This is a genomic window from Streptomyces sp. NPDC096105 (genome assembly GCF_044763335.1).
Classification (GTDB): domain Bacteria; phylum Actinomycetota; class Actinomycetes; order Streptomycetales; family Streptomycetaceae; genus Streptomyces.
The window spans coordinates 14257-31167 of record NZ_JBIWGC010000026.1; the positions used below are offsets into that span (position 1 = coordinate 14257).

Annotated in this window: 18 protein-coding genes and 1 tRNA gene; 17 read left to right on the top strand and 2 right to left on the bottom strand. The window is 73.1% G+C overall.

The window, feature by feature from the left end; translation table 11 throughout:
- The first annotated feature begins 197 nt into the window (after window positions 1-197).
- The 12 genes from ACIQ8B_RS29020 to ACIQ8B_RS29075 all read left to right on the top strand — a co-directional run bounded on the left by ACIQ8B_RS29020 (window position 198) and on the right by ACIQ8B_RS29075 (window position 10375).
- On the top strand, window positions 198-869 hold the full coding sequence (locus tag ACIQ8B_RS29020) for a GntR family transcriptional regulator (RefSeq protein ID WP_403550849.1): 672 nt from the start codon (window positions 198-200) through the stop codon (window positions 867-869).
- A 493-nt stretch (window positions 870-1362) separates the two neighbouring features.
- Window positions 1363-3297: an ATP-binding protein gene (locus ACIQ8B_RS29025; RefSeq protein ID WP_403550851.1), complete on the top strand. Its 1935-nt coding sequence runs from the start codon at window positions 1363-1365 to the stop codon at window positions 3295-3297.
- Between the two features lie 56 nt (window positions 3298-3353).
- Complete coding sequence (locus ACIQ8B_RS29030) at window positions 3354-3788, top strand: roadblock/LC7 domain-containing protein (protein WP_106411344.1); 435 nt, start codon at window positions 3354-3356, stop codon at window positions 3786-3788.
- Window positions 3789-3790: 2 nt separating this feature from the next.
- A complete protein-coding gene (locus ACIQ8B_RS29035; RefSeq protein ID WP_290009579.1) occupies window positions 3791-4162 on the top strand; it encodes a DUF742 domain-containing protein in 372 nt (123 codons plus the stop codon).
- Window positions 4140-4769: a GTP-binding protein gene (locus ACIQ8B_RS29040; RefSeq protein ID WP_403550853.1), complete on the top strand. Its 630-nt coding sequence runs from the start codon at window positions 4140-4142 to the stop codon at window positions 4767-4769. The genes ACIQ8B_RS29035 and ACIQ8B_RS29040 overlap by 23 nt, the downstream gene beginning before the upstream one ends.
- Before the next feature lie 59 nt (window positions 4770-4828).
- On the top strand, window positions 4829-5404 hold the full coding sequence (locus ACIQ8B_RS29045) for a GAF domain-containing protein (RefSeq protein ID WP_106411341.1): 576 nt from the start codon (window positions 4829-4831) through the stop codon (window positions 5402-5404).
- A gap of 223 nt (window positions 5405-5627) precedes the next feature.
- Window positions 5628-6659, top strand: coding sequence for an L-threonine 3-dehydrogenase (gene tdh / locus ACIQ8B_RS29050; RefSeq protein ID WP_403550856.1), 1032 nt, complete (start codon window positions 5628-5630; stop codon window positions 6657-6659).
- 26 nt (window positions 6660-6685) lie between these two features.
- Entirely contained in the window at window positions 6686-7885 is a 1200-nt protein-coding gene (locus ACIQ8B_RS29055) for a glycine C-acetyltransferase (protein WP_403550858.1), read from the top strand.
- 36 nt (window positions 7886-7921) lie between these two features.
- Window positions 7922-8827: a LysR family transcriptional regulator gene (locus ACIQ8B_RS29060; protein ID WP_403550860.1), complete on the top strand. Its 906-nt coding sequence runs from the start codon at window positions 7922-7924 to the stop codon at window positions 8825-8827.
- Between the two features lie 43 nt (window positions 8828-8870).
- Complete coding sequence (locus tag ACIQ8B_RS29065; protein WP_290009464.1) at window positions 8871-9452, top strand: helix-turn-helix domain-containing protein; 582 nt, start codon at window positions 8871-8873, stop codon at window positions 9450-9452.
- Complete coding sequence (locus ACIQ8B_RS29070) at window positions 9449-9985, top strand: GNAT family N-acetyltransferase (RefSeq protein WP_403550862.1); 537 nt, start codon at window positions 9449-9451, stop codon at window positions 9983-9985. Before ACIQ8B_RS29065 ends, ACIQ8B_RS29070 begins: the two co-directional genes overlap by 4 nt.
- Before the next feature lie 30 nt (window positions 9986-10015).
- A complete protein-coding gene (locus ACIQ8B_RS29075) occupies window positions 10016-10375 on the top strand; it encodes an MmcQ/YjbR family DNA-binding protein (RefSeq protein ID WP_290009467.1) in 360 nt (119 codons plus the stop codon).
- A gap of 130 nt (window positions 10376-10505) precedes the next feature.
- Here ACIQ8B_RS29075 and ACIQ8B_RS29080 read toward each other — a convergent pair whose 3' ends face one another.
- Together ACIQ8B_RS29080 and ACIQ8B_RS29085 are read right to left on the bottom strand one after the other, a co-directional pair.
- The gene (locus ACIQ8B_RS29080) at window positions 10506-11423 is read right to left on the bottom strand and encodes a transketolase family protein (RefSeq protein ID WP_403550865.1); all 918 of its coding nucleotides are present in this window, start codon (window positions 11421-11423) and stop codon (window positions 10506-10508) included.
- A 48-nt stretch (window positions 11424-11471) separates the two neighbouring features.
- Window positions 11472-12179 carry a transketolase gene (locus ACIQ8B_RS29085; RefSeq protein WP_403550866.1) on the bottom strand — a complete coding sequence of 236 codons (708 nt, stop codon included), beginning with the start codon at window positions 12177-12179 and terminating at the stop codon, window positions 11472-11474.
- 149 nt (window positions 12180-12328) lie between these two features.
- Here ACIQ8B_RS29085 and ACIQ8B_RS29090 point away from each other — a divergent pair.
- The 5 genes from ACIQ8B_RS29090 to ACIQ8B_RS29110 all read left to right on the top strand — a co-directional run bounded on the left by ACIQ8B_RS29090 (window position 12329) and on the right by ACIQ8B_RS29110 (window position 16866).
- Window positions 12329-12402: transfer RNA gene (locus ACIQ8B_RS29090), tRNA-Pro, on the top strand.
- Between the two features lie 280 nt (window positions 12403-12682).
- Window positions 12683-13903 carry an ABC transporter substrate-binding protein gene (locus ACIQ8B_RS29095; RefSeq protein WP_403550868.1) on the top strand — a complete coding sequence of 407 codons (1221 nt, stop codon included), beginning with the start codon at window positions 12683-12685 and terminating at the stop codon, window positions 13901-13903.
- A gap of 5 nt (window positions 13904-13908) precedes the next feature.
- Entirely contained in the window at window positions 13909-14829 is a 921-nt protein-coding gene (locus tag ACIQ8B_RS29100) for a carbohydrate ABC transporter permease (protein ID WP_290009580.1), read from the top strand.
- Entirely contained in the window at window positions 14829-15662 is an 834-nt protein-coding gene (locus ACIQ8B_RS29105; RefSeq protein ID WP_290009472.1) for a carbohydrate ABC transporter permease, read from the top strand. The genes ACIQ8B_RS29100 and ACIQ8B_RS29105 overlap by 1 nt, the downstream gene beginning before the upstream one ends.
- A 25-nt stretch (window positions 15663-15687) precedes the next feature.
- Window positions 15688-16866 (top strand): ABC transporter ATP-binding protein, encoded by a 1179-nt coding sequence (locus tag ACIQ8B_RS29110; protein WP_290009473.1) that lies wholly within the window; start codon window positions 15688-15690, stop codon window positions 16864-16866.
- Window positions 16867-16911: the final 45 nt, after the last annotated feature.

The window sequence follows — 16911 nt, forward strand, 5'->3', positions numbered from 1 at the left end:
GCCGTGGGACGCGACGCGGCGGGCGATGCGAATATGCGAGGAAGCTAAATCATCAACGAGATTGTTGACAAGATGTTCAGAAGAAATTGTTCACCTGGTTCGGTCCGGGTGAGGCCGCCCCTGTGCCGCGCATTAGGGTTCTCCCAGCGGGAGCCGTCGGGGACGGGCGACGGAGGACGAGGGAAGAGGTCGATGGAGTGACGGACAAGCTGACGGGCGCTGCCGGCCGCGCGTATGTGGCGAACACCATCCGGCAGGCCCTGCGCTCCGGGGATCTGGTGCCCGGGCAGCGGCTCGTCGAGCTCGACCTCGCCGAGGCCTACGGGACCACGCGCGGCGCCGTCCGCGAGGCGCTGCAGGACCTCGCGGCCGAGGACATCGTCGAGATCGTCCCCCGCCGCGGCGCCCGCATCCGCGCGGTGTCCGTCGTCGAGGCCGTGCAGATCACCGAGTGCCGGTCGGCGCTGGAGCAGCTGTGCGCACGGAAGGCGGCCACCCGGGCGAGCGAGGAACAGCGCGCGGAACTGCGGCGGATCGGCGCCGACATGCGGCAGGCCGTCGCGGACGGCGCCTGGGAGGCGTACTCCGCCCTCAACCAGCGGCTGCACGAACTGGTCGTCGAGGCCAGCGGACAGGAGGTCGCCCGCCGCCAGCTCGAGCGGCTGAACGGGCCGATGGTCCGCTTCCAGTTCCGGCTCGCCCTGCGCCCGGGGCGCCCCGCGCAGTCCCTGCCGCAGCACCTGGCGATCATCGACGCGGTGGCCGGCGCCGACCCGGACGCGGCGGCGCGGGCGGCGGCGGCGCACCTGGACGACGTGATCGAACAACTGCGGGCGTCGGCCGCGCAGACGCCGGCGCCTCGCGTCTGACGGGCGTTCACACCCGCTTTTCGCTACTCAAGGTGATGTTCTGGCCGAAGGGGCGGTCCGCCTTCGGGGCCGCCTCCGTGGCCGCTGATGCTCTGAGGGCGCGCCCTGTCCGGTCCGCGCCCACCTCCATGCCCTCGCGCCCCGCATGTCCCCCTGACCGCTTCTGACCAGCGTTGATCGCTCCGTGACCGCTCCCGTTGCATCCGGTCGAACGGTTATCGGTCTGTCGTACGACGCCTCATACCAGAGCGCGATGCTGTCCGCACGAGTTTGTCAACTGCCCACCGCACATGATGCGGTGACGACTACGGTGAGTGTCGGTCGCCCGGCGTGACGGCTCGCGACGGCTCATGTCGCAGGACGCCTCGCGCCGAGGGCCGCGTCGTAGGGATCGGGATCAGGGAGCGGGGACCGGTACGTGCAGCCACAAGGCGGACGAGGGGGCCGACGGGGCGAGGGGCCCCGCCACCCGGGACCGGCCGGCGCCGCGGTCGTGACCCGCGCGCCCGAGAGCGGCGCCGCCCCCGAGGCCCCCGGAACCGGCCCCGGAGCCCGTCGCGACGGCACCGCCGCCCGGCCGGAGCGGCGCGAGGGAGGACGGCACGGACGTCCGCCGGCCCGCCCCGCGCCCGGCCCGCCCGAGTCGCCCCTGCGGTCCCAGCTCCTCCGTCTCGCCGTGCTGCCGCCCGTCGCGGTGGCGCTGAGCGCCTGCGCCGCCGTGCTGTTCACCGTCCGCTCCAGCGGCATGCGGCCGACCGGGGCGCTGTGGGCGGTGCTCGGCGGCGCCACCGCCGTGGCCCTCGCCGGCATCGTCATCGCCGCCGTGGCCGCCGAGCGCGCGGCCCGCTCCGTCCACGACCGCGTGGGCGCCCTGCGGCGCGGCACCGCACGGCGCGAGGCCGACCTGCACGCTCTCGTCGAGGCGCTGCGCAACGGCGAGCCGCCGCCCCCGCGCGGCCGGCGCACCGGACCGGCGGGCGACGGCGACGAGTTCGACCAGCTCGCGGCCGACCTCGCCCGCGCCCACGACGGCGCCGTCGCCGCCGTGGTGCGGGCGGCGCGGCTCTCCAGCCAGACCGGCAGCGAACAGAAGCTCGAGGTGTTCGTCAACCTCGCCCGGCGACTGCAGTCCCTCGTCCACCGCGAGATCTCCCTCCTCGACGAGCTGGAGAACGAGATGGAGGACCCCGACCTGCTCAAAGGGCTCTTCCACGTCGACCACCTCGCCACCCGCATCCGCCGCCACGCGGAGAACCTCGCCGTGCTCGGCGGGGCCGTCTCCCGCCGCCAGTGGAGCAACCCGGTGCCCATGACCGAGGTGCTGCGCTCGGCGATCGCCGAGGTCGAGCAGTACTCGCGGGTCAAGCTCGTGCCGCCGGTCGACGGCACCCTGCGCGGGCACGCGGTCGCCGACGTCATCCACCTGCTCGCCGAACTCGTCGAGAACGCCACGGTGTTCTCCGCCCCGCACACCCAGGTGCTGCTGCGGGCGAACCTCGTCACCTCCGGACTGGCCGTCGAGGTCGAGGACCGGGGCCTCGGGATGCCCACCGGCGAACAGGACCGGATGAACGCGCTGCTCGCCGCCCCCGACCAGGTGCACGTCGCCAGCCTGCTGGCCGACGGCCGGATCGGCCTGTTCGTGGTCTCCCAGCTCGCCCGGCGGCACGGCATCCACGTCCGGCTGCAGACCAACATCTACGGCGGTGTGCAGGCCGTGCTGGTGGTCCCGCAGTCCCTGCTCGGCGGCGAACCGGCCGCCGTGACGGGGGCGTCCGGGGCGGGCGCCGTACTGCCGCCGGCGGAGACCGGCGCGGTTCCGGCGGACCGTCACCCACCTGCTCCGTCCGCCCCGGTGGACACCCGGGCGGACGCCCCGGCTCCGGCGAACACGGTGACGCACACCCCCGCAGCCGGGAACATCCCGGCCGGAAACCCCGCCCCCGCGCCGCCCCTCGCCCCGGCCGCCCGCCCCGGCAGTGGCCCGGCCCCGTCCCCCGACGACGGCGCCGTACCCCCGCCGCTGCCCCTGCGCGGCGCCCGCACCGCGCGGCCCACCCCCGCCGAGGCCGTGCCCGGCGTCCACCCCACCGGGCACGACGGGCAGGACGGGTACGACGGCGCCGGGGACCCGTGGCCCACCCCGCTCGTGCCCCGCACCACCCCGGTGCGCGGCACGATGGGCAAACCCCGGCTGCCCCGCCGCCGCGCCCAGGAGCACATCGCGCCGCAGCTGCGCGACGGGCCCGCGCCCCGGCAGGACGGCGAGCACGTCGCCGGCCACGACCCCCAGCTGATGGCCGCCTTCCAACGGGGCATCAGCCTCGCGGAGTCCCAGCCGGAGTCCCCCGCGTCCGCGCGGCCGGCCGTGCCCGCGCACCGCACCGACCACACCGCCCGGCACGACGGGAGCGCGTCCGCCGGATGACCACCCCCGCCCCCAGCGCTCCCGCAGACCTTCGTACCCCAAGGAGTCGATCCACCATGGCGAGCGATGCGCCGACCGCCCAGGTTTCCGACCTCGACTGGCTGATGAGCGGCCTCGTGCAACGCGTACCGCACACCCGGAGCGCCGTCCTGCTGTCCTGCGACGGACTGGTGAAGTCCGTCCACGGCCTCGACCCGGACGCCGCCGACCACATGGCCGCCCTCGCCTCCGGCCTGTACTCCCTCGGCCGCAGCGCCGGCATCCGCTTCGGCGACGGCGGCGACGTCCGGCAGGTCGTCGTCGAGCTCGACTCGACGCTGCTGTTCGTCACCACCGCCGGGTCCGGCACCTGCCTCGCGGTGACGGCCGGCCGGGAGGCCGACGCGGCGGTGCTCGGCTACGAGATGGCGATGCTGGTCAAGTCCGTCCGGCCGTACCTGATGACCGCCCCCCGGCAGCAGGGTGCCGAGCCCCCGGCGATGAGGCCTTGAGCGTGCGGGCGGCCGGTGACGGGCCGTGGCTCGACGACGCGGCCGGCCGGCTGGTGCGCCCCTTCACGGTCAGCGACGGCCGGACCCGGCCGACCGTCGCCCTCGACCTCATGTCGCAGGTGCGGGCCACCGGCGCCACCCCGCTCGGTCACCTCGGCCCCGAGCACGCGCAGGCCCTCGACCTGTGCCGCGCCCCCGTCCCGGTCGCCGAGGTCGCCGCCCATCTCGGGCTGCCGGTGGCCGTCACCAAGGTGCTGCTGGCGGACCTCGTCGACTGGGGGGCGCTGACCGACGAACCCCCCGCGTTCCACCACCACCCCACGGACCGGGCCCTTCTGGAGGCAGTGCTCGATGGACTACGACGACAGCTCTGACCGGGTCGACGGCGCCGGGCACGGCGACGACCTGTTCCCGACCGCCCTCAAGATCCTGGTGGCGGGCGGGTTCGGGGTGGGCAAGACCACCTTCGTCGGCGCGGTCAGCGAGATCGCGCCGCTCAGCACGGAGGAACTGCTGACCACCGTCAGCGCCGCCACCGACAGACTCGACGGCATCGAGAACAAGGTCGAGACCACCGTGGCCATGGACTTCGGCCGCCTCACCCTCGACGCCGCACACGTGCTGTACCTGTTCGGCACGCCCGGCCAGGAACGCTTCTGGTTCATGTGGGACGAGCTGTGCGAGGGCGCGCTCGGCGCGGTGATCCTCGCCGACACCCGGCGCCTGGAGGAGTGCTTCGCCGCGGTCGACTTCTTCGAGCAGCGGGGCCTCGGATTCATCGTGGCCGTCAACGAGTTCGACGGCGCGTACCGCTACGCCCCCGAGGAGGTGCGGGCCGCCCTCGACCTCCCCGAGGGGGTGCCCGTCGTCCGCTGCGACGCCCGGATCTCCAGCTCCGGCGTGCAGACCCTGCTCACCCTCGTCCGCCACCTCATCGCGCACGCCCCCGCCACACCCACGGGGTACGGCGCCCCCATGTGATCCCCGCACCCCTCACGGAGCCCCTCCATGAACGTCGCCCACGCCCCGGGAGCCCGCCCATGAGCTACGACCCGCCCCGCCCGGCCGGTCGGCTGCTGCTCACCCCGGAGGACCGGCAGGCGCCGGAGCGCGCCCGCAGGCTGCGCCGGCTGGGACTGGGGGAGCACCCAGATCCCGAACTCGACGCCTTCGCCCGCGGCCTCGCCGAGTTCACCGGGGCGCCCTACGCCGTGGTCAACCTCCCCGGCGAGCACGGGCAGTTCTTCGCGGGTCTGCACACCCCGGGCGTCGCCCCGGTCCTCCGCGGCGACGGCACCGGCGCCCTGCTGGGCCGGGCGCTGCCCCGGGACCACGGCTTCTGCCCGCACGTGATCGCCCGCGGCAAGGCGCTGGTGCTGGAGGACGTCGGCGACTACCCGCGGTTCGCGGGCAACGCGGTGGTGGACGAGTTCGGCGTCCGCTCCTACATGGGGGCGCCGCTCACCGACGGCACCGGCATGGTGCTCGGCACCGTGGCGGTCAGCGACGTCCGGCCCCGCGGCTGGGGACAGCCCGGCCTCGCCGCCATCAAGGCACAGGCCGCGGAACTCGTCACCCGGCTGCGGCGCAGGGAGAGCGACGGGCGGCCGCTGTGACACCCCCTCGGCCGGACGCCGCGACGCCGCCTCGGCCGCACACCGTCACGGGACCGCGCCCGGACGGGTGACGCGTGAAGCAAAGCTGTGGCAGCGCTTAAGAAATCCTCGATGGACCGGTGAGGGTGGCGTACGGCAGATTGCAGTGCGATTCCACTCCTCTTCCCGGACCGGGCCGCTTCGGCATGCCCGGACCCGGGACTCACCCTCAGGAGCCGTAGCGTTGAAGGCGCTGGTCAAGCAGAAGGCGGAGCCCGGGCTGTGGCTCACGGACGTCCCGGAGCCCGCCGTCGGACCCGGCGACGTGCTGATCAAGGTGCTGCGCACCGGTATCTGCGGCACCGACCTGCACATCCGGAACTGGGACGGCTGGGCGCGGCAGACCATCGACACGCCGCTGGTCCTCGGGCACGAGTTCGTCGGCGAGGTCGTGGAGACCGGCCGGGACGTCCCCGACGACATCAAGCCCGGTGACCGGGTCAGCGGCGAGGGCCACCTGGTCTGCGGCAAGTGCCGCAACTGCCTGGCCGGCCGCCGCCACCTGTGCCGCGCCACCGTCGGTCTCGGCGTGGGCCGCGACGGCGCGTTCGCCGAGTACGTCGTGCTCCCCGCCACCAACGTGTGGGTGCACCGCGTCCCCGTCGACCTCGACGTCGCCGCGATCTTCGACCCGTTCGGCAACGCCGTGCACACCGCGCTGTCCTTCCCGCTCGTCGGCGAGGACGTCCTGATCACCGGCGCCGGACCCATCGGCCTGATGGCCGCCGCGGTGGCCCGGCACGCCGGCGCGCGCAACGTCGTCATCACCGACGTCAGCGAGGAGCGCCTGGAGCTCGCCCGCAAGATCGGCGCGACGCTGGCGCTGAACGTGGCCGAGTCGACGATCGCCGACGGGCAGCACACCCTCGGCCTGCGCGAGGGCTTCGACATCGGCCTGGAGATGTCCGGCCGCCCCGAGGCGATGCGCGACATGATCGCCAACATGACGCACGGCGGCCGCATCGCCGTGCTGGGCCTGCCCGCCGAGGAGTTCCCGGTCGACTGGGCCCGCGTCGTCACCTCGATGATCACCATCAAGGGCATCTACGGCCGCGAGATGTTCGAGACCTGGTACGCCATGTCGGTGCTGCTGGAGGGCGGGCTCGACCTCGCCCCCGTGATCACCGGCCGCTACGCCTACCGCGACTTCGAGGCCGCCTTCGAGGACGCCGCCGGCGGCAAGGGCGGCAAGGTCATCCTCGACTGGACCGCGTAACCCATCTGCCTTCTCAGGAGCCCCGTATGTTCGACACCGTGCGCGACGACCTGCGCGCCACCCTCGACGAGATCCGCGCCGCCGGCCTGCACAAGCCGGAGCGCGTCATCGGCACCCCGCAGTCCGCGACCGTGAACGTCACCGCCGGCGGCCGCCCCGGTGAGGTCCTCAACTTCTGCGCCAACAACTACCTGGGCCTCGCCGACCACCCCGAGGTGATCGCCGCCGCCCACCAGGCCCTGGACCGCTGGGGCTACGGCATGGCGTCCGTCCGCTTCATCTGCGGCACCCAGGAGGTGCACAAGGAGCTGGAGGCGCGGCTGGCGGCGTTCCTCGGCCAGGAGGACACGATCCTCTACTCCTCCTGCTTCGACGCCAACGGCGGCGTGTTCGAGACGCTGCTCGGCCCGGAGGACGCGGTCGTCTCCGACGCGCTGAACCACGCGTCGATCATCGACGGCATCCGGCTGTCCAAGGCGCGCCGCTTCCGCTACGCCAACCGCGACATGGCGGACCTGGAGCGCCGGCTGAAGGAGGCCGCCGAGGGCGGCGCCCGCCGCACGCTGATCGTCACCGACGGCGTCTTCTCCATGGACGGCTACGTCGCCCCGCTCGACGAGATCTGCGACCTCGCCGACCAGTACGGCGCCATGGTCATGGTCGACGACTCGCACGCCGTCGGCTTCGTCGGCCCCGGCGGCCGGGGCACGCCCGAGCTGCACGGGGTGATGGACCGCGTCGACATCATCACCGGCACGCTCGGCAAGGCCCTCGGCGGCGCCTCCGGCGGCTACGTGGCCGCCCGCGCCGAGATCGTCGCCCTGCTGCGCCAGCGCTCGCGTCCGTACCTGTTCTCCAACACGCTCGCCCCGGTGATCGCCGCCGCCTCGCTGAAGGTCCTCGACCTGCTGGAGTCGGCCGACGACCTGCGCGTCCGGCTGGCCGAGAACACCGCCCTGTTCCGCCGCCGGATGACCGAGGAGGGCTTCGACATCCTCCCCGGCGACCACGCCATCGCCCCGGTGATGATCGGCGACGCCGCCCGCGCCGGACGCATGGCGGAGCTGCTGCTGGAGCGCGGCGTGTACGTGATCGGCTTCTCCTACCCGGTGGTGCCGCAGGGCCAGGCCCGCATCCGCGTGCAGCTCTCGGCGGCGCACTCCACGGACGACGTGAACCGCGCCGTGGACGCCTTCGTCGCGGCCCGTGCGGAGCTCGACGGCTGAGCGTCGCGCCCCGCTCCGTTTGAGACAATCGGTCCCATGATCGAAGCGCGGCGGCTCCACATCCTCCGTGCGGTGGCGGACCACCGCACGGTCACCGCGGCGGCCGCCGCGCTGTACCTCACCCCCTCGGCCGTCTCCCAGCAGCTCACCGCGCTGGAGCAGGAGACCGGCCACCGTCTGGTCGAGCGCGGCGCCAAGGGCGTACGGCTGACCCCGGCCGGGGAGATCCTGCTCAGCCACACCCACGCGGTCCTCGCCCAGCTGGAGCGGGCCGAGGCCGAGCTGGCCGCGTACGGGGCGGGGGAGGCCGGCACCGTCACGGTGGCCGCCTTCGCCACCGGCATCGCGCAGGTCGTCGTGCCCGCGGTGGCCCGCCTCGCCCGGTCCGCGCCCGGCATCCGCATCCGGGTGCAGGACGCCGAGGGCGACGCCAGCCTGCCGATGGTCCTGGACCGGCAGGTCGACGTCGCCGTGGCGGTCGAGTACCGCGGGGCGCCGCCCGCCGACGACCCGCGCCTCACCCACGTCCCGCTGTACGCCGAACCGTTCGACGCGGTCGTCCCCGTCACCCACCGGCTGGCCGACGGCCCCGAGGTGCCGCTCGCGGAGCTGGCCAAGGACCCCTGGATCGGCCCGTACCCCGGCAACCCGTGCCATGACGTGGTCGTGCTGGCCTGCGAGAACGCCGGGTTCCAGCCCCGTCTCGAACACTCCTCGGACGACTTCCGCGCGGTCGTCGCCCTCGCCTCGGCCGACGTGGGCGTGGCCCTGGTGCCCCGGTCGGCGCTGCGCGGCATGGACCTCACGGGTGTGGTGGTGCGTCCGGTCGACGGGGTGGCGCCCACGCGCCGGGTGTTCGCCGCCGTGCGCCGGGGCGCGGAGGGGCACCCGTTGATCCGCCCGGTGCTCGACGCGCTGCGCGCGGCCGCCGGGGGCGCCTGAGGGCCCCTTCCGAGCCGCTCATATCCGGGATATCGTCCCGGATATGAAACAGGAGGAACGGGCCGCCCCCGATCCCGTCGATGTGCGCCTGGGCGCCCGGCTGACCGAGCTCCGGGCCGAACACGGCTGGTCCCTGGGGGAGTTGGCGGAACGCAGCGGAGTCAGCCGGTCCACGCTCTCCCGGGCCGAGCGGGCCGAGACCAGCCCCACCGCCTCCCTGCTCAACCGCCTCTGCGCCGTCTACGGCCGCACCATGTCCCAGCTGCTCAGCGAGATCGAGGCGGAGCCCGCGCCCGTGGTGCGCGCCGCCCGCCAGCCGGTGTGGCAGGACAGGGCCTCCGGCTTCGTCCGCCGCTCCGTGTCCCCGCCGCACGCGGGACTGCGCGGCGAACTCGTCGAGGGACGCCTGACCGCCGGCGCGGACATCCCCTACGACCGGCCGCCCGTCCCCGGTCTGGAACAGCACATCTGGGTGCTCGAAGGCGCCCTCGCCGTCACCGACGGGGACACCGAGCACCGCCTCGGCGAGGGCGACTGCCTCCGGCTGCGTGTCTGGGGCCCCACCCGCTTCCGCTGCCCCGGCCCCGAGGACGTGCGGTACGTGGTGGCGGTGGTGCGGCCGTGATCGTCGAACGCCCTGACGCCGCCCGGCTGCTGGACATGACCGACGCGTTGGCCGAGCTGCTGGCCGACGCCGTGGACGGGGGCGCGTCCGTCGGCTTCCTCGCCCCGCTCGGCCGCGCGGCCGCGACCGCCTGGTGGACGGAGCGGTGCGCGTCCGTCGCCGCCGGCCGGCTCGCGGTGTGGACGGCGTACGAGGAACCCGGCCGGGTGCTGGGCACGGTGAGCCTCGCCCTGCCCGCCGACAAGCCCAACAGCAGGCACCGCGCGGAGCTGGTGAAGCTGATGGTGCACCGCACGGCCCGCGGGAAGGGGCTCGGCCGCCGGCTGCTGACGGTCGCGGAGGAGGCGGCGGCCGCGGACGGCATCACCCTGCTGCACCTGGACACCGAGACCGGCAGTCCCGCCGAGCGCCTGTACCGCGCGTCCGGCTGGACCGAGGCGGGTGCGATCCCGGACTACGCGGCGGACCCGGGCGGGGTGCTGCGGCCCACGACGCTCTACTACAAGCGGCTGCCGTCGCCTCCCCCCGGGTGATTGTCGGTGGCGGCCGCTACCGTGCCTGCCATGCCGGATGCCGAAGACGTACGACGGATCGCCCTGTCCCTGCCGGACACGACGGAGAAGACCGCTTGGAGCATGCCCACGTTCCGGGTCGCCGGGAAGATGTTCGCCACCCTGCCGGAGGACGAGACGTCCGTCGCCGTGCGCTGCCCGAAGGAGGAGCGGGACGAACTGGCCCTCGCCGAGCCGGAGAAGTTCTGGATCGCCGGCCATGAGGCGCAGTTCGCGTGGGTGAGGGTCCGGCTGGCGGCGCTGGAGGGCGAGGGCGAGCTGCGCGACATCCTCGCCGACTCCTGGCGGCAGGCGGCGCCGTCCCGGCTGCTCGAGGCGCACCCCCGGCTGGGGCTGGCGCCGGAGGGCTGAGGGCTTCGGGGCCATGCGGCCCCATCCGGTTGTCAGTGCCCCGTGGCATGATCCCGATCACGCGTGGCCGCCGGGTCCGGAGGGGGGTCCCGGCGGCCGCACCGCGCGTGTCCCGTGCCCGAGCGGCGGGTCAGACGCCGGCGGGCACGCCCCCGGCGGTGAACCGGGGGATCCGTTCGCGCAGCGACCGCGCGTCCAGACCGTGCGCCGCGAGGTGCTCGTCGAACTGCCCGTAGCGCCGCAGCTCCCCCCGCCCCACGCCCAGCCCCAGCACCCGGTGCGGCACGTCGGCCAGCGCGTCGTTCGCCGCGCCCGTCGAGGTGCCCGCCAGGTACGGCTCCACCAGCACGACGTCCGTCCCCGCCGTCGCGGTGGCCCGGCGCAGCGCGGTCGCGTCGAAGGGGCGCACCGTGGTGGCGTACAGCACGGTGACGTCCATGTCCTCCGTCGCCGCGAGCACGGGGTCCAGCATCGGCCCCACCGCGACCACCACTCCCGCGCGCCCCTCCCGGACGGTGAGGAAGTGCCGCCCGTCCACGGGCCGGCCGGCCGCGTTCGCCTGCAGCGACAGCCGTACGTACACCTTGTCGTCACCGGCGGCCACCGCGTGCCGCAGCAGCGTCTCGGCCTCGTCCGGATGACCCGGCACGTGCACGGTCCAGCCGTCCAGGGTGTCGAGCAGCGCCACGTCGCCCGGCGCCATGTGGGTGTAGCCGCCGGCGGGCCAGTCGAAGGACGCGGCGGCGCTCACCAGCACCGCGCCCACGCCCTGGTGCCCGAGATCCAGCTTGACCTGCTCGAACGGCCGCTCCACCAGGAAGCTGGCGAAGGTGTGCACCACGGGCCGCAGCCCGGTCAGCGCCATTCCGGACGCCGCGCCGACCAGCAACTGCTCCCGGATGCCGACGTTGACCACCCGGTCCGGGTGGCGGCGCAGCGCCTCGTCGAAGCGGTCCGCGCCGACCTCCGCGAGGACCACGGCGACCCGCGGGTCCTCGTCCAGCAGCCGGGTGACGACAGGGGCGAAACGATCACGCATGCTGTCCACGGGAATCGTCCTTCCGTTGAGTGAGGTGACGGGAGCGGGGCCGGGCGCTCATGCGTCCTTGGGCTCGACCCGGGCGACGACGACGTGCGGCCTGCCCGGGTGCGGAGCGGTGAACGCGGCGTACAGCGCCTCGTGGTCGCGGCCGTCGACCGTGCGGGCGGACCATCCGGCCGCCTCGAACCGCGCGGCGATCCCGCCCGGACGGGCGTAGGACGCCGAGGAGTTGTCGACGACGACCGTGTGCAGCCGGTCGAGGCCCGCGGGACCGGCGAAGGCGATCGCCTCGTGGTTGCTGCCCTCGTCCAGTTCGGCGTCCCCGATCAGCGTCCACACCGCGGGGCCGGGCCGGCCCTGCGCGCGCAGTCCCAGAGCCGTGCCCACCGCGATCGGCAGCCCGTGCCCCAGCGACCCGCTGCCGATCTCCACGCCCGGCACCAGCGTCCGGTCCGGGTGGTGACCGAGCGGGGAGTCGTACGAGCCGAAGCCGGGCAGCCAGTCCACCGGCAGGAACCCCTTGGCGGCGAGCACGGCGTAGTACGCCATCGGCCCGTGCCCCTTCGACAGCAGGAAACGGTCCCGCCCGGGGTCGTCCGCGCTCCCCGGGTCCACCCGGAGCACCCGGTCGTAGAGCACCCACAGCACGTCCAGCGTCGACGTCGCCGCCGGCCCGTGCTTCTCGTCACCGGTCATCAGCTCCATCAGGCCAGGGAGCTCGGTGTATCCGTACGTCCGTGTGCGCTGTTCGGTGATCGTCATGCCGTCGATCGTGCGACCTCAAGTGAACTTGAGGTCAAGTGTCACCCGGAGGTGTCGGGCGCGAGGAAACGGATGCGCGATCACCGTGCCGAGTGCGGTATGGTTTCCGTGCGCGTTCGGCCGGGGGAATTCCCAGGTCAGACGGGCAACGGGACGTGGCGCAGCTTGGTAGCGCACTTGACTGGGGGTCAAGGGGTCGCAGGTTCAAATCCTGTCGTCCCGACGTGACGGACGTCGGAGGCCGCTTCGGGATCACCCGAGGCGGCCTCTTCCGTGTTCCCTCCTCCCGTGCCCGCCGCCCCCTCGCGCTCGACACAGCCGGACGAATCGTCCGCGTATGTCCTTGATGTCGCTTTCTTTGCTCTCTAACGTTCCGCCGGGAGACACCGTCGCGGTCCCGGACGCCCGCGGCACCGCCTGGGAGATGGGGTGTGGAGCGAGTGCACGCGAGGTGCGGACGTCACAGAAGGCCGCGACGCGCACGGGCGCTGCTCGCCCTGACCGTGCTCGCCTCGACACTCGCCGCCTGCGGCGGTGACGACGAGGGGGCCCGCCCCACCCTCAACTGGTACAACTTCCCCGACGACTCCGGCGCCCTCCAGGAGGCCGCCGACCGGTGCAGCCGTGAGTCCGGGGGCCGCTACCGGATCGTCTACAACAGGCTGCCCCGCGAGGCCGACGGCCAGCGCGAGCAGCTGGTGCGCCGGCTCGCCGCCGAGGACGACTCCCTCGACATCCTCGGCCTCGACATCACCTGGGCCGCCGAGTTCGCCGAGGCCCGCTGGATCCGCGAGTGGACCGGCGAGAACGAGCGCCGGGCCACCGAGGGCACCCTCGAGGTGCCGCTGCAGACGGCGACCTGGAAGGACAGGCTCTACGCCGTCCCGTACAACACCAACATCCAGCTGCTCTGGTACCGCGAGGACCTCGTGCCCACCCCGCCCACGACCTGGGCCGAAATGCTGGACATGTCCCGCGACCTGGCCCGGCAGGGCAAGCCGCACTACGTCGAGATCCAGGGCGCCCAGTACGAGGGCCTCACCGTCTGGTTCAACTCCCTGGTCAACAGCGCCGGCGGCTCCATCCTCAACCCGAGCGCCACCGAGCCGGCCCTCGGCCCGCCCGCCGTGCGGGCCGCCTCGATCATGCGGGACCTCGCCCGCTCGCCGGCCGCCGACCCCTCCCTGCCCAACCAGATGGAGGACCAGAACCGGCTGGCGATGGAGTCGGGGGTGGCGGCCTTCGAGGTCAACTACCCCTTCGTCTATCCGTCGATGAGGAGCAACAACCCCGAGCTGTTCGAGCACTTCCGCTGGGCGGTCTACCCCCGCGTGGACGCCGACCGCCCCTCCCGGCCCACCATCGGCGGCATCGACCTCGCCGTCAGCGCCTACTCCCGCCACCCCGACCTGGCCTTCGACGCCGCCCTGTGTCTGCGGGACCGGGAGAACCAGCTCGCCGCGGCGCTCAAGGGCGGACTGCCGCCCACCCTGCGCGCCATCTACGACGAGCCGGAGTTCATGAAGGAGTACCCCTTCTCCAAGGAGGTCCTGGCCTCCCTGGAGTCGGCGAGCGTACGGCCGCTCACCCCCGCCTACCAGAACGTGTCGATCGTCGTCTCGCACACCCTGTCCCCGCCCTCCGGCATCGAGCCGGAGAGCGCGGTCTCCACCATCAGGGAGCAGATCGACGAGGCCCTGCGATCCGAGGGTGTGATCCCGTGAGCACCATGGCAGAGCCGGCGAAGGACGAGGCGAAGGCCAGGAGGGCGCCGTCGGCCGGCGCCCGTCAGGAGCGGCGGCTCGGCTGGCTGCTGTGCGCGCCGGCCGTGACCGTCATGCTCGCCGTGACCGCCTACCCGATCGGCTACGCGGTCTACCTGTCCCTCCAGCGCTACGACCTGCGGTTCCCGGACCGCGCCGAGTTCATCGGCCTGAGCAACTACGGGGCGGTGCTGACCTCCCCGTTCTGGTGGGACGCCTTCTGGGTCACGCTGTTCCTCACCGTCGTGTCCGTGGCCATCGAGCTGGTCCTCGGCATGGGCCTCGCCCTGGTCATGCACCGCACGATCTTCGCGCGCGGCACGGTCCGCACCGCCGTCCTCATCCCGTACGGCATCGTCACCGTCGTCGCCGCGTTCTCCTGGCAGTACGCCTGGACCCCCGAACTCGGCTACCTCGCCGAGTTGTTGCCCAGCGGGGAGGCCCCGCTCACCGAGCAGTGGCCGGCGCTGTGGCTGATCATCCTGGCCGAGGTGTGGAAGACCACCCCGTTCATGGCGCTGCTGCTGCTCGCCGGCCTCGCCCTGGTCCCCGAGGAGACACTGAGGGCCGCGATGGTCGACGGAGCCACCCCCTGGCAGCGGTTCACCAAGGTGATGCTGCCGCTGATGAAACCGGCGATCCTGGTCGCCCTCCTCTTCCGCACCCTGGACGCCTTCCGGATCTTCGACAACATCTACGTCCTGACCGCGGGCGCCCACGGCACCGGGTCCCTGTCCATCCTCGGCTACGACAACCTGTTCACCGCGCTGAACCTGGGCATCGGGTCGGCGATCTCGGTCCTGATCTTCCTCTGCGTCGGGATCATCGCCTTCACCTTCGTCAAGCTGTTCGGCGCCGCCGCACCGGGCGCGGAGGTGAGGCGCTGATGGCAGCCGCAGGCAGGTCGCACGCGACGCGGTGGGGCGTCGTCAACGCCGTGGTGGTGCTGTACGCCCTGTTCCCGGTGTGGTGGATCGTCGCACTGTCGTTCAAGGACCCCGGCACCCTCACCGACGGCACCTACATCCCCACCGACTGGACCCTGGAGAACTACCGCGGGATCTTCCGGACCTCCGAGTTCACCCGCGCCCTGGTCAACTCCATCGGCATCGCCCTCATCGCCACGGTGATCGCCGTCATCCTCGGCACCATGGCCGCCTACGCCGTGGCCCGGCTGCGGTTCCCCGGCAAGCAGGTGCTCATCGGGATGTCACTGCTGATCGCGATGTTCCCGCCGATCTCCCTGGTGTCCCCGCTGTTCAACATCGAGCGGAGCATCGGCATCTTCGACACCTGGCCCGGGCTGATCATCCCGTACATGACCTTCTCGCTGCCGCTGGCGATCTACACGCTGTCGGCGTTCTTCCGGGAGATCCCCTGGGACCTGGAGAAGGCCGCCAAGGTGGACGGGGCGACGCCCGCGCAGGCGTTCCGGATGGTCATCGTGCCGCTCGCCGCGCCGGGCGTGTTCACCACCGCCATCCTCGTGTTCATCTTCTGCTGGAACGACTTCCTCTTCGCGATCTCGCTGACCTCCACCGAGTCCGCGCGCACGGTGCCCGCCGCGATCGCGTTCTTCACCGGCAGCTCGCAGTTCCAGCAGCCCACCGGATCGATCGCCGCGGCCGCCGTGGTGATCACCGTCCCGATCATCATCTTCGTCCTGCTCTTCCAGCGGCGGATCGTCGCCGGCCTCACCTCCGGCGCGGTCAAGGGATGAGCCCGACGGCAAGGAGGCAGCATCCATGGCCGAGATCGTCCTCGAGGGAGTCACCAAGCGCTATCCCGACGGATCCCTCGCCGTGCGGGACGTGGACCTCGACATCGCCGACGGCGAGTTCGTGATCCTGGTCGGCCCGTCCGGGTGTGGCAAGTCGACCACCCTGAACATGATCGCGGGTCTGGAGGACATCACCGAGGGCACCCTGCGCATCGGCGGGCAGGTCGTCAACGACCTCGCGCCCAAGGAGCGGGACGTGGCCATGGTGTTCCAGAGCTACGCCCTCTACCCGCACATGAGCGTGCGGGAGAACATGGGCTTCCCGCTGCGGCTGGCCAAGGTGGACAAGGACACCATCGACCGCAAGGTCGAGGAGGCCGCCCGGGTGCTCGACCTCGTCGAGTTCCTGGACCGCAAGCCGGCCAACCTCTCCGGCGGACAGCGCCAGCGGGTGGCGATGGGCCGGGCCATCGTCCGCGACCCCAAGGCGTTCCTCATGGACGAGCCGCTGTCCAACCTGGACGCCAAGCTCCGCGTGCAGATGCGCACCCAGATCTCCCGCATCCAGCGCCGCCTGGGCACCACCACCGTGTACGTCACCCACGACCAGACCGAGGCCATGACCCTGGGCGACCGGGTCGTCGTGATGCGCCAGGGCGTGGTCCAGCAGGTCGGCACCCCCGCCGAGCTCTACGACACGCCCCGCAACCTGTTCGTCGCCGGCTTCATCGGCTCCCCGGCGATGAACTTCCTCCAGGCCTCCCTGACCCCGGACACCCTGCGCACCCCGCTCGGCGACCTGCCGCTGGACGACCGCATGCGCCGGGAGCTCCAGCGGCGGGACGCCCCCCGCGAGGTCATCGTCGGGCTGCGGCCCGAGGCGTTCGAGGACGCGAGCCTGGCCCGCGACACCGACGGCCCGGTCGTCACCGTCACCGTGGACGTGCTGGAGTCCCTGGGCTCCGACGCGTACGTCTACTTCAGCGCCGAGGGCGGCCCGGTGAGCACCGCCGAACTGGACGAGCTGGCCAAGGACTCGGGCCTGAAGGACACCGGCGCCGGGGCGGACCAGCAGATCGTGGCCCGGCTGGACGCGGCCACCCGCGCCCGGGAGGGCGCGCCCGTCGACCTGCGCCTGGACCTGTCGAAAGCCCACGTCTTCGACCCGTCGAACGGCGCCAACCTCACGCACCCGCAGAGCTGATCCCGCGGCGTCCGGACCGCTCCGCGCGGGACGGTCCGGGCGCCG

What these genes read in the sequence shown, in the direction of transcription:
- ACIQ8B_RS29030 (WP_106411344.1), top strand. Translation starts at nt 3,354, where the DNA reads ATGGCGAGCGATGCGCCGACCGCCCAGGTTTCCGACCTCGACTGGCTG.
- ACIQ8B_RS29045 (WP_106411341.1), top strand. Translation starts at nt 4,829, where the DNA reads ATGAGCTACGACCCGCCCCGCCCGGCCGGTCGGCTGCTGCTCACCCCG.
- ACIQ8B_RS29085 (WP_403550866.1), bottom strand. Translation starts at nt 12,179, where the DNA reads ATGACGATCACCGAACAGCGCACACGGACGTACGGATACACCGAGCTC.
- ACIQ8B_RS29055 (WP_403550858.1), top strand. Translation starts at nt 6,686, where the DNA reads ATGTTCGACACCGTGCGCGACGACCTGCGCGCCACCCTCGACGAGATC.
- ACIQ8B_RS29110 (WP_290009473.1), top strand. Translation starts at nt 15,688, where the DNA reads ATGGCCGAGATCGTCCTCGAGGGAGTCACCAAGCGCTATCCCGACGGA.
- ACIQ8B_RS29075 (WP_290009467.1), top strand. Translation starts at nt 10,016, where the DNA reads ATGCCGGATGCCGAAGACGTACGACGGATCGCCCTGTCCCTGCCGGAC.
- ACIQ8B_RS29105 (WP_290009472.1), top strand. Translation starts at nt 14,829, where the DNA reads ATGGCAGCCGCAGGCAGGTCGCACGCGACGCGGTGGGGCGTCGTCAAC.
- ACIQ8B_RS29060 (WP_403550860.1), top strand. Translation starts at nt 7,922, where the DNA reads ATGATCGAAGCGCGGCGGCTCCACATCCTCCGTGCGGTGGCGGACCAC.
- ACIQ8B_RS29040 (WP_403550853.1), top strand. Translation starts at nt 4,140, where the DNA reads ATGGACTACGACGACAGCTCTGACCGGGTCGACGGCGCCGGGCACGGC.
- ACIQ8B_RS29100 (WP_290009580.1), top strand. Translation starts at nt 13,909, where the DNA reads ATGGCAGAGCCGGCGAAGGACGAGGCGAAGGCCAGGAGGGCGCCGTCG.
- ACIQ8B_RS29065 (WP_290009464.1), top strand. Translation starts at nt 8,871, where the DNA reads ATGAAACAGGAGGAACGGGCCGCCCCCGATCCCGTCGATGTGCGCCTG.